Consider the following 11,590-nt stretch of genomic DNA (forward strand, 5'->3'; position numbering starts at 1 on the left):
CATCTGCGACTCGCCGGAAACTCGAGGTCGTGGTGCCGATAACCAATCCCCCGCCAGACAAGCCAGTCGAGGGCAAGCCCGTCGAAGGCAAGCCCGTGGAACCCGTCGAGGTCGAACTGGCCGAGGCCCTGCCGACGCCGCAGGCGAAGCCGCTTGCCCGCGTCACCAAGCTCGCGCTGCGGATCGTGCCCCTGGTTCTTCTCGTCGCGGCGGTCTTCGTCCTGCGACGTGAGTTCAAGGGACTGAGCTGGGACGCCGTCGGCAAGGCCATGGACGGCTGGGGCCACCTGGCGATCATCGCCGCCCTCGTCCTGGCGGTGCTCAGCTTCCTCCTGATGGGCGTGGTCGAGTGGCTGGGTCTGCGCTGGGCCGGCGCGAAGTTGCCCTGGGGCGTGGCGGTGGCCGGATCGTTCCTGGCCGGCGCCATCGGCCATGCCATCGGCGCCAACCTGCTCGTCGCCGGCGCGGTCCGGGCGCGACTCTATGACCGCTACGGGGTGACCCTGACCCAGGTTGCCGTGACGACGCTGTTCAACGGCATGTCCTTCGCCGTGGGCCTGGGCGCCCTGGGCGGGGGCGGACTGCTGCTGGCGAGCCAGGCGGAGCTCGCCGCGACCGCCATTCCCGTGTCGCTCGCCCGCAGCGCCGGCGCGGTCCTGCTCGCGGGCTCCCTCGGCTGGGTTCTGCTGTGCATGGTCCGTCGCCGGCCGCTCAGCGCCTTTGGCCGCAGCCTGACCCTGCCCGCGGGTCGGGACGCGGTGCTGCAACTGATCATCGGCGTCGCCGACAATGGCATCGCCGCCGGCATCGTCTGGGTGCTCCTGCCGCACGGGACGACAAGCTATGCGAGCTTCGTCGGCGCCTATGCGGTGGCCTGCGTGGCGGGTCTGATCTCCAGCGTCCCGGGCGGGGCGGGGGTGTTCGAGAGCGCGATCTCGACCCTCCTGCCCAAGGCCGAGGCGGCGCCGCTGGCCGCCGCCTTCCTCGGCTATCGCCTCGCCTATTACCTGCTGCCCCTCATCATCGCCTCGGCCGCCCTGTTCGGCGACACGCTCCTGGAGCGCCTCCGCAAGCGGTGAGCCGGCGGGTCAGGTCCGGGCCTCGCCGTAAAAGTGGGGCCGCCGAGTGAAGTGGTAGGCCGCGCTTTCCAGCCCCTCGATGGCGATCGCCAGGGCGTAGTAGTCGCGTCCGAACGGCTTGCAGCGCGCCTGCAGCTCCCTCAGTCGTCGGGCGTAAGGCTGCAGGTCTTCGAACACGCGGACGGGATCGCCGATCCCGGAATAGGTCTGCCGAACCATGGAAACTCGCAACGGGTGCGCTCGAACAAAAGCAGAACACACAAACGCCGGCTACGAACCCTGGGTTGCGAGTCTTTCGGCCAGACCCTGCAGGGCGAGAGCCACCGCGTCCGGATGGCTGATCGGCGCGAGGTGCGACAGCGGCAGGCGGACGAGCGGCCAGCCCTGGCGGTTCGCCAGGCGCGCCTCGTCCTCATAGGAATCGCTCAGCTTGAGGTAGGCGGCGGGGATGGCCAGCGCGTCGTCGGGCGCGGGCTCTTCGAAGTAGGCCGTCGGGATCGGACCGAGTTCGTCGACGAGCGCCGCGCGCAGCGCGTCGTCCGGGAGCAGCCGCTCCAGCGCGCCCGGCGGCCACCAGTCGTGCCAGGCGGGCAGCAGGCCGGCCTGCGCCCCGGCCCTCAGGTTCTGGCGCATCTCGGCCGGCGCCGTGTCGAACCAGCTTCGGCCCGGATGCGGCAGGATCGCATCGACGAAGATCGCCCCGGCGACGTTGTCGCCGAGGCGTTCCGAAACAGCGGGAACCAGCGCCCCCGCCCCGCTGTGCGCGACCAGGATCGCATCTTCCGCGACTCCAGCCGCGCCCTTGGCGGCGGCGTCGGCCAGCGTGGCGTAGTAGTCGCCGTCGAGATCGACGAGACGCGGCAGCTCGGGCGTGGCGGTCTCATGTCCGGCGGCGCCGAGCAGCTCGGCGACGCCTCGCCAGCTCAGCGGCCCGAGCAGCGGGCTGTGCAGCAGGACGAAGCGCGCCAGGACCTCAGCCCTCGTACTTGTCGGCTACCATGCGGTTCAGAAGCCGCACGCCATAGCCGGTCGCACCCTCGGGGAGGGTCGGCACGGTGGAGCCCTTCTTCCAGGCCGTGGAGGCGATATCCAGGTGCGCCCAGGGCAGGCCGTTGACGAATTTCTGGATGAACAGGGCCGCGGTGATCGAGCCGCCGGGGCGCCCGCCCGTGTTCTTCATGTCCGCGATCTGGGAGTCGATCTGCTTGTTGTACTGGTCGGGCAGCGGCATGCGCCACAGCGGCTCGCCCTCGGCTGTCGAAGCGGCGAGCAGATTGCCCGCCAGCTCGTCGTTGTTCGAGAACAGGCCGGCATAGTCGTTGCCCAGCGAGATGATGATCGCGCCCGTCAGGGTGGCCAGATCGACCATGAACTTCGGCTTGAAACGGTCCTGGCAGTACCAGATGGCGTCGGCCAGCACGAGGCGGCCCTCGGCGTCGGTGTTGATCACCTCGATCGTCTGACCGGACATGGAGGTGACCACGTCGCCCGGACGCTGGGCGTTGCCGTCGGGCATGTTCTCGACGAGCCCGAGGATCCCGACCGCGTTCACCTTGGCCTGACGGCCGGCAAGGACGTGCATGAGGCCGGCGACGGCGCCCGCCCCGCCCATGTCCCACTTCATGTCCTCCATGCCGTCGGCCGGCTTGATGGAGATTCCGCCGGTGTCGAAGCAGACACCCTTGCCGATGAAGGCGACCGGCTGGGCGTTCTTGTCCTCGGCGCCGTTCCAGCGGATGACCACCAGCTGGCTCTCGCGCACGCTCCCTTGGCCGACTCCCAGCAGCGAGCCCATGCCCAGGGCCTTCATGGCGTCTTCGCCCAGGATCTCGATCTCGAGGCCGAGGCTCTCGAGCTCCTTCACCCGTCGCGCGAACTCGACCGGATAGAGAATATTGGCCGGCTCGGAGACGAGATCGCGGCTGAAGCTGACCGCATCCGCCAGGGCGGCCAGCGGCGGGAAGGCGGCGAGCGCGGCGTCCGGATCGCCGGCCACCACCTGGGTCGTCGCGATCGACGGCTTCTTCTCCGCCGGCTCCTTGGTCCGGTACTTGTCGAAACGGTAGCTGGCGAGGCGCACGCCCAGGGCGGCCCGGGCGGCCAGCTCGGCGCTGGCGGTCGGCAGCTCGACGCGCAGCGTCTCGAGCCCCGAAGACTTCACGGCATTATAGGCCGTGGCGGCGGCGTGCTCGGCCCCGAGCGCATCGAAAGCCTCGGCCTTGCCGGCGCCCACTAGCACCAGGCGGGCGGCGTCGCCTTCGGGCGCCAGGATGTCGAGCGTCTGACCCTTGGCGCCGGTGAACCGGCTGCCCGTGGCGGCCTTGGCGAGCTGACCTTCGAGGCCCGCGCCCTCGAACACAATGCGCGCCACAGCGGTCTTCGGGGGCGCAGCGGCGGTCGCCGCAACGAACTCGATCTCCATCGGTACTCTCTTCAAGGTCCAGGTGCAGGAGCGGCGGGCCAGCAAAAAGCCCGACATGGGCCGGTTGTGTAGGCCGGCGACGCATGATTTAGAACAGCTTCGCGGCCGGGGCGCGCCAAATCCTCCGGGTGAGCCGTATTTGTCTGCGCATGCGCCTGATCGACCGATATCTGCTGCGGCAATTGTTAGGCCCGACGCTCCTGGCGACGGCGGCCCTCACCGGCGTGGCCCTGCTCAGCCAGAGCCTTTCGGCGCTCGACCTGATGGTCAACCAGCGCCAGAGCGCGCTCGTCTTCCTGGAAGTCACGCTGCTGGCCATGCCGCAGCTGATCAACATGGTCCTGCCGATCGCCATCTTCGTGGCGGCGCTGGTGGCGCTTAACCGGCTGCAGACCGAGCAGGAGATCGTCGTCTGCTTCGCCGGCGGGATGAGTCGCTGGCGGGTGATCTCGCCGGCGATCCGCCTCGCCTCGACCATCGCCTTCATCGTCCTGGTGTCGAACCTCTGGTTGCAGCCGGCCGCCTCGCGGGCCATGCGCGAGGAGCTGTTCAAGGTGCGGACGGACCTGGCCTCCACCCTGGTCCGCGAAGGCGAGTTCACCGAACCGGCGCCGGGGCTCACCGTCTACGCCCAGTCGGTCGACTCGCACGGCGAGTTCCGGAACCTGTTCATCCATCAGACCAAGTCGGACGGCTCATCGACGACCTACATGGCCGACCGCGGCCATATCGCGAAGCGGCTGGGCCGGCCGGTGCTGATCCTGCGCGCCGGCTCGACCCAGGAGTTCTCGTCCAAGGGCGTGCTGAATTACCTGACGTTCGACGAATACGCCTTTGATCTGATGCCGCTTTCCAGGTCCGACGAGCTGGTCCACTACAAGCCGTCCGACCGCTATCCGCACGAGCTGTTCTTCCCCGACCTCAAGCAGGCCTGGGAACAGCGCAATCGACTGAGCCTCCTCGCGGAGGGCCATTCTCGGATCGCCACTCCGCTCTACAACATCGCCTTCATGGCCATGGCGCTGTCGGCGATCATCGGCGGCGGCTTCTCGCGGCTGGGCTACGGCCGCCGAATCGCGGTCATGGCCGGGCTCGCCGCCCTCACCCGCATCCTCGGCTTCGTGGTCCAGGCTGCCTGCGAGGACAACGCCTGGCTCAACGTGATGCAGTACGGCGTGCCGCTGATCGCCACGGCCTTCGCCCTGCGCAGCATCTTCCGCCAGCGCGCCGGCCGCTTCATCTCCCAGCGCCGCCGATCCGTGCGCACCGTCGCTGCGGGGGCGTGATGAGGGTCGGGCGGATCGAACGCTATGTGATGGGCCGCGTGCTCGGCAGCGTCGGCGCGGCGCTCGCCGTGATCTCGGCGGTGATCCTGCTCGTCGAGTTCGTGGACCTGTCGCGCACCGTCGGCGTGCGGGTGGACGTGGGCGTCGGGCAGGTCTTCTGGCTGACCCTCCTGCGGTCTCCCTCTCTGATCCAGATCCTGCTGCCGTTCGTCTTTCTGTTCGGCGGCATCGGCGCCTTCGTCGGCCTGAACCGGCGGAGCGAGCTGGTCGCCATGCGCGCGGCCGGCGTTTCGGCCTGGCGCTTCATCCTGCCGTCGGCCGGCGCGGCCTTCGCCATCGGCGTTCTGGCCATCGTCGCGCTGAACCCGCTCGCGGCGGCGCTCAATGGGCGGTTCGAGGCCGAGCGCGGCCAGCTGATGCAGAACTACCTTGGCGACATCCCGCAGGACATCTGGCTGAGGCAAGGCGACGAGCGGACCCAGATCGTCATCCACGCCAAGACCCGCGACACGGTGCAGGGCTATGTGCGGCTGCGCGGGGTTTCGCTGTTCATTTACACCAAAAGCCCGACCGGGGCGCCGATCTTCCGGCAGCGGATCGAGGCGTCCGAGGCGCGGCTGATGCCGGGGTTCTGGCAGCTGAAGGACGTGCGCGAGGCGACCGCGGGCGAGAGCTCGGTGCACTCCGACACCCTTTCGATCCGCTCCACCCTCGACGCCGAGTCGGCGATGGAGCGGTTCAGTTCGCCCGAAGCCATCTCCTTCTGGCGCCTGCCTGACGCGATCCGCCTGACCGAGCAGGCCGGCTTCTCGGCGGCCGGTTATCGTCTTCGTCTTTTCCAGCTTCTGGCGACGCCCCTGCTCTACGCGGCCATGTCGATCCTGGCGGCCGCTTTCTCGCTTCGCCTGGCGCGTCTGGGGGGGCTGGCTGGGCTCGCGGGGGCCGGCGTCGCCCTGGGCTTCGTCCTGTTCTTCTTCAACCAGTTCGCCGGCGCCCTGGCCAAGGCGGGCATCATTCCGCTGTTCGCCGCCGCCTGGGCGCCTGCGGTCGTGGCGCTACTGTCGGGCCTGAGCCTGCTCTTCTTCACCGAAGACGGTTGAATCCTTGGGCTACCCCGCTATGCATCGGGCAGGCCGTGCTTCGCCGCAGGGTCGCGCCGGGAGAGGGAATCCGAACCAGATGAGATCGCGCCGGCGCCCGACATCTGCCGCCGCCAAGTGCGCGCTGCTCGCCGGTGCGGCGATGGCGGTGCTCTGCGCCGAACCGGCTCTGGCCCAGACGCGGATCGCGCGGCCGCTGCGCCCCACGACGAGCCCGGTGCCGGCGCCCGTGCCCGATGGCCTGCAGCCTGGCGAAATGTACATGGAGGCCGATCAGGTCATCCGTGACGACAAGAACAAGATCACCACGGCCGAGGGCTCCGTCGAGGTGCGCTACCAGGGCCGCACCCTTCGCGCCGACAAGGTGGTCTACGAAGAAGGCGAATCGGACGGCCAGGGCGTGATCCGCGCGCTCGGCCACGTGACCATCGTCAACGCCGACGGCACGGTCGAATACGCGGACGAGTTCGTGCTCGACGACAAGATGCGGGCGGGCGTCGCCCAGGGCTTCTCCGCCCGCCTGCAGGAGAACATCAAGCTCGCCGGCGCGACCGCCGTGCGCCGCTCCGAGTCGATCCAGGAGCTGAACCGGGCGATCTACACCCCCTGCCCGATCTGCGCCAACGACCACCCCAAGACCCCCACCTGGTCGATCAGCGCCGAGCGGGTGGTCCAGGACAAGGTCCACCGGGTCGTCTACTACCGCCACGCCCGCGTGCACGTGCTCGGCGTGCCGATCCTCTATCTGCCGGTGTTCTGGCACGCCGACCCGTCGGCGCCGCGCGCCTCGGGCCTTCTGGCGCCGAAGATCCAGGCCTCCGACCGTCGCGGCTTCTCCTACGAGCAGCCCTACCTTTTCGTGCTCTCGCCCTACGCGGACCTGATCCTCAGCCCGCAGCTCAACACCAAGGTGAACCCGTTCCTGAACGGGCAATTCCGCAAGCGCTTCTACTCGGGCGATGTCGACGTCCGGTTCGGCTACACCCACGACAAGGATTTCGACGGCAAGGGTCAGAAGTTCGGAACCGACACCAACCGCAGCTACATCCTGGCGCGCGGCGGTTTCCAGCTGACCGACGCCTGGCGCGCCGGGTTCACGGCGGAGCACACCTCCGACCCGCTGCTGTTCGACAAGTACCAGATCGGCGACGTCTACCAGACGCGCGGTCCCTACATCCCCGACGATCGCCGGCTGATCAGCCAGGTCTATGCGGCCCGCCAGGATCAGCGGTCCTACTTCTCCGCGGCCGCGATGACTTTCCAGGGCCTGCGCGCCGGCGACAACAACCGCACCTTCCCGCTCGTCGCCCCCCTGATCGAGGGCCACTACGACGCGCCGGAGAAGATCGCGGGCGGGCGCCTGCGGGTGAACGTCTCGGCCGTGGCCCTGACGCGCGACCAGTCGCCCCTGGACCAGGCGAGCCGCCTGCCGGGCCTCGACAGCCGGCGCGTGACCGGCGACCTCGACTGGCGCGCCTCCTACACCTCGGCGGCGGGCCTGCGGGTCGAGCCCTTCGTCCAGGCCCGCGCGGACGCCTACAGCGTCGGCGACATGCTGACCGGGGTCGGCAAGCAGACGACCTCGAAGACGACCGGGCGCGCGCTCGGCGTGGCCGGCGTCGACGTGACCTACCCGTTCTTCAAACGCTGGCACGACGCGACCATCATCCTGGAGCCGGTGGCTCAGCTCGCCATCTCGCCCAAGGCCAAGCAGATCGTGGTCGGCCGCGACACCACGGGCGCGCCGGTCTACCTCAACGAGGACAGCGTCGCCTTCGACTTCGACGAGACCACCCTCTTCCGGGCCAACAAGTTCCCTGGCTACGACCTCTACGAGGACGGCTCGCGCCTCAACGTCGGCGGTCGGGTGGCGGTCCTCTGGGACGACGGACGACGCGCCAACCTGCTGATCGGGCGCAGCTATCGAGCGGACCGGAACACCGTCTTCTCGGCCAGCAGCGGCCTGCGGCCGCGCGCCTCGGACTGGATCGTCGCGGCCGACGCCCAGCCGATCCGCGGGTTGACCATCTTCGGACGCGCCCGCCTGGACGCCGACGACCTGACTGTCCACCGCGCGGAGGCCGGCGCGAACCTCGCCAGCAAGTGGGGCTCGGGATTCGTCCGCTATCTGCGCGACGACTCCAGCACCCTGGGTCCGACGCTCGTCGGCTCGACCGTGATCCCGGCGGGGCAGCGGGTCGAGAACTTCGAAATGGGCGGCGACGTGCCGGTCACCAAGAACTGGGGCGTCACCGCCTACGGCAACCGCGACCTCGTCCAGAAGGCGTGGGTGATCCGCGACCTCGGCGTCTACTACCGCGACGATTGCGCGCGGGTGGACGTCATCTATAGACGGGAAGACACCATCATCGGACGTCTGGGGCCGAGGGATTCGATTGCCTTGCGCCTAACCCTCGCCACATTGGGCTCTCCATTTACAGTGCGATAGGAATGCGGGCCCATGAGGCCGCTCGAAGGAATGATCTCAACCATGAAGCGCGCGCGTAACGTCTCCCCCTCGGCGGCGCGAGGCGCAGCTTTGTCGATCCTCGCCTTCGCGGCCCTGCCGCTGGCGGCGCATGCGCAGGAACTGCGCGGCGCGCTCGGAGCCGCCGCAGCGCCGGCCCAGCCCGCCGCCCCGGCGACCGCGCCCCTGCCCAAGGGCGTGTCCGAATCCGTGGCCGCCGTGGTCAACGACGACATCATCTCCACCTACGACCTGTCGCAGCGCGTGCGCCTGCTGATCGCCACCTCCGGCGTTCAGCCGAATGAGCAGACCCTGCCGCAGTTCGAGCGGGAGGCCCTGATCTCGCTGATCGACGAACGTCTTCAGCTGCAGGAGCTGAAGCGCGTCGAGAAGGAGCAGAAGTTCAGCATCATCGCGACCGACGACGAGGTGAACGAAGAACTCGAGGGCATGGCCAAGCAGAACAACATGACCGGCGAGCAATTCCTCGCGGCCATGCGTTCGCAAGGCATCGGTCCGGAGACGCTGAAGCAGCAGCTCCGCGCCCAGGTGAGCTGGCAGCGCTGGATCCGCGGCCGCTACGGCAGCCGCCTCCGCATCGGCGAGGACCAGATCAAGGCGGCGCTCGACCGGATGGCCGCCGCGGCCAGCAAGCCGCAGTACGAGATCAGCGAGGTCTTCATCGACGCCAACCGCGTCGGCGGCATGCGCACCGCCATGCAGGGCGCCCAGCAGCTGGTCGCCCAGATGCAACAGGGCGCGCCCTTCGCCGCGGTGGCGCGCCAGTTCTCCGCCTCCGCCACCGCCGCCAACGGCGGCGACGCCGGCTGGATCAGCCAGGGTGAGATGCCCCCCGAGGTGGACAGCGCCATCGAACAGCTCCGCCCGGGCCAGCTGTCGCAGCCGATCCAGGTGAAGGACGGCGTCTACATCATCTATCTGCGCGACAAGCGCTCGGGCGCCGGGCAGACCCTGGTCAGCCTGAAGCAGGCGGCCATCGCCCTGCCCGCCAACGCCTCGCAAGGCGACGTCGAAGCGGCCCGCGTCAAGCTGGCGGCCCTGCGGGTCCAGGTGAAGGGCTGCGGCGATATCGAGAAGGCGGCCGCCAGCGTGCCCGGCGTCGTCGCCGGCGACCTCGGCGAAGCGGAGATGAACGACCTCGCGCCGCAGTTCAAGGAAGTCGCCCAGACGCTCTCCGTCGGCCAGGTCTCCGAGCCGATCCGCACCAATGTTGGCCTGCACCTGGTGGCGGTCTGCGGCAAGCGCGCCTCGGGTGGGCCGGCCGTGGATCATGACGCCATCGAGAACCGCCTCTACGGGCAGCAGCTCAGCATGATCTCCCGGCGGTACATGCGCGACCTGCGCACGTCGGCGACCATCGAGACCCGGTGACGCCGGGGCCGCTCGCCCTTTCTCTCGGCGACCCGGCCGGAATCGGTCCGGAGATCGTCGCCAAGGCCTGGTCGGCCCTGCGCGAGAGCGGCCCTGCGTTCTTCGTCATCGGCGACGCCGAAGTCCTGGCGGCGCGCGGCGCCTCGACCATCGAAACCCTGTCCGATCCCGGTCAGGCGAAAGCCGCCTTCCCGCGCGTCCTGCCGGTGCTGCACTCGCCCGTCGGCGCCGAGGTCACGCCGGGGCGCCCGTCGGCGGCCGCCGCTCCGGCGATCATCCGGTGGATCGAGGCGGGGGTCGAACTCTGTCTCAGCGGCGCGGCCGCGGGCCTGGTGACGGCTCCCATCGCCAAGGCGCCACTCTACGAGGCGGGTTTCAAATTCCCCGGCCACACCGAGTTCCTCGGCGAGCTGACGGCCGCGGCCCCGTTCGAAGGCGCCCGCGGTCCGATCATGATGCTGACGGCGCAGGACCTGCGGGTCACGCTGGTCACCGTCCACGCGCCGCTTGCGAAGGTTCCATCCCTCCTGTCGGTCGACCGGATCGTCGAGACCGGTCTCGTCACTGCCCAGGCGCTCAGACGGGATTTCGGGATCGCTGCGCCCCGCCTGGCGGTCGCCGGATTCAATCCGCACGCCGGCGAGAGCGGCTCGATCGGCCGCGAGGAGGTCGAGATCGTGGTTCCGGCGGTGGCCGCCCTGCGCCAGGCTGGCGTCGACGCCGCGGGCCCCTACCCCGCCGACACCCTGTTCCCGGCCGAGATGCGCACCCGCTACGACGCGGCCCTCTGCATCTACCACGACCAGGCGCTGATCCCGGTGAAGATGCTCGACTTCTGGGGCGGGGTGAACGTCACCCTCGGCCTGCCGATCGTCCGCACCTCGCCCGATCATGGAACGGGTTTCGACATCGCCGGGCGCGGCGTGGCCCGTCCTGACAGCCTGATCGCCGCGATCCGCCTCGCCGACCAGATCGCCCGGACCCGCGCGGCGTGAGCGCTGTCCAGGATCTGCCGCCCCTGCGCGAGGCGCTGGCCGCGCACGGGCTGATGGCCAAGAAGTCGTTCGGCCAGCATTTCCTCCTCGACCTCAACATCACCCGCAAGATCGCGCGCCTGGCCGAGGTGGGCCCAGGCGATGTGGTGATCGAGGTCGGCCCCGGCCCCGGCGGCTTGACGCGGGCGCTGCTCGAGACCGGCGCCAAGGTCGTGGCGGTCGAAAAGGACGAGCGGTTCAGGGCCCTGCTCGAGGAACTCGTCGAGGCCAGCGGCGGGACCATGCGCTTGGTGTTGGGCGACGCGCTCGAGGCCAACGAGGCGGAACTGGCGGGAGGGGGCCCGGCCCACATCGTCTCCAACCTGCCCTACAACGTCGGCACCCCCCTGCTCATTAAGTGGCTGACGGGCCCGTGGACGCCCGCGTCCCTGACCCTGATGTTTCAGAAGGAAGTCGCGGACCGCATCGCGGCGGCGCCCGGGACGTCCGCCTACGGCCGCCTCGCGGTGATCGCGCAGGCGACGTGCGAGGCTCGCGTGGTCATGGATGTGCCGGCGCGCGCCTTCACCCCGCCGCCCAAGATCGACTCGGCCGTCGTGCGCCTCTTGCCGCGCGCGGATCGCCCTGCGCCGAAGCGGCTCGACGCCCTGCAGGCCGTCACCGCGGCGGCCTTCGGCCAACGCCGCAAGATGTTGCGGGCCAGCCTCAAGGCGCTCGGCGGGGAGCCGCTGGCCGTGGCGGCGGGCCTCGATCCCCAGGCGCGCGCCGAGACCGTCGACGTCGCGGGGTTCCTGCGCCTGGCGGACGCCTGGACGACGTTGCGTCAGGGGCGCGGTTGAGGCTCCATAC

At 69.7% G+C, this 11,590-nt stretch carries 10 protein-coding genes; 7 read left to right on the top strand and 3 right to left on the bottom strand.

Features of this window, described 5'->3' with window-relative positions; genetic code table 11:
- The first annotated feature begins 95 nt into the window (after positions 1-95).
- Positions 96-1,079: a lysylphosphatidylglycerol synthase domain-containing protein gene (locus DJ017_RS13330; RefSeq protein ID WP_165830622.1), complete on the top strand. Its 984-nt coding sequence runs from the start codon at positions 96-98 to the stop codon at positions 1,077-1,079.
- Between the two features lie 9 nt (positions 1,080-1,088).
- Here DJ017_RS13330 and DJ017_RS13335 read toward each other — a convergent pair whose 3' ends face one another.
- The 3 genes from DJ017_RS13335 to DJ017_RS13345 form a co-directional block, all read right to left on the bottom strand.
- Positions 1,089-1,298, bottom strand: coding sequence for a hypothetical protein (locus tag DJ017_RS13335; protein ID WP_111529172.1), 210 nt, complete (start codon positions 1,296-1,298; stop codon positions 1,089-1,091).
- Between the two features lie 51 nt (positions 1,299-1,349).
- Positions 1,350-1,712, bottom strand: coding sequence for a hypothetical protein (locus tag DJ017_RS20830; RefSeq protein ID WP_227000136.1), 363 nt, complete (start codon positions 1,710-1,712; stop codon positions 1,350-1,352).
- A gap of 340 nt (positions 1,713-2,052) precedes the next feature.
- Entirely contained in the window at positions 2,053-3,501 is a 1,449-nt protein-coding gene (locus DJ017_RS13345) for a leucyl aminopeptidase (protein ID WP_111529174.1), read from the bottom strand.
- Positions 3,502-3,650: 149 nt separating this feature from the next.
- Between DJ017_RS13345 and lptF the strand changes: the two genes are divergently transcribed.
- The 6 genes from lptF (at position 3,651) to rsmA (ending at position 11,580) form a co-directional block, all read left to right on the top strand.
- Entirely contained in the window at positions 3,651-4,787 is a 1,137-nt protein-coding gene (lptF, locus tag DJ017_RS13350; RefSeq protein WP_111529175.1) for an LPS export ABC transporter permease LptF, read from the top strand.
- Positions 4,787-5,887 (top strand): LptF/LptG family permease, encoded by a 1,101-nt coding sequence (locus DJ017_RS13355; protein WP_377284573.1) that lies wholly within the window; start codon positions 4,787-4,789, stop codon positions 5,885-5,887. Before lptF ends, DJ017_RS13355 begins: the two co-directional genes overlap by 1 nt.
- 79 nt (positions 5,888-5,966) lie before the next feature.
- A complete protein-coding gene (locus DJ017_RS13360) occupies positions 5,967-8,336 on the top strand; it encodes an LPS-assembly protein LptD (protein WP_111529177.1) in 2,370 nt (789 codons plus the stop codon).
- Positions 8,337-8,378: 42 nt separating this feature from the next.
- Entirely contained in the window at positions 8,379-9,746 is a 1,368-nt protein-coding gene (locus DJ017_RS13365) for a peptidylprolyl isomerase (protein WP_111530101.1), read from the top strand.
- On the top strand, positions 9,743-10,741 hold the full coding sequence (pdxA, locus tag DJ017_RS13370; protein ID WP_111529178.1) for a 4-hydroxythreonine-4-phosphate dehydrogenase PdxA: 999 nt from the start codon (positions 9,743-9,745) through the stop codon (positions 10,739-10,741). The genes DJ017_RS13365 and pdxA overlap by 4 nt, the downstream gene beginning before the upstream one ends.
- 53 nt (positions 10,742-10,794) lie before the next feature.
- Positions 10,795-11,580 (top strand): 16S rRNA (adenine(1518)-N(6)/adenine(1519)-N(6))-dimethyltransferase RsmA, encoded by a 786-nt coding sequence (gene rsmA / locus DJ017_RS13375; protein ID WP_227000221.1) that lies wholly within the window; start codon positions 10,795-10,797, stop codon positions 11,578-11,580.
- Positions 11,581-11,590 lie beyond the last annotated feature (10 nt).

The sequence above is a fragment of the Phenylobacterium soli genome, from assembly GCF_003254475.1.
In the GTDB taxonomy this organism is placed as follows: domain Bacteria; phylum Pseudomonadota; class Alphaproteobacteria; order Caulobacterales; family Caulobacteraceae; genus Phenylobacterium; species Phenylobacterium soli.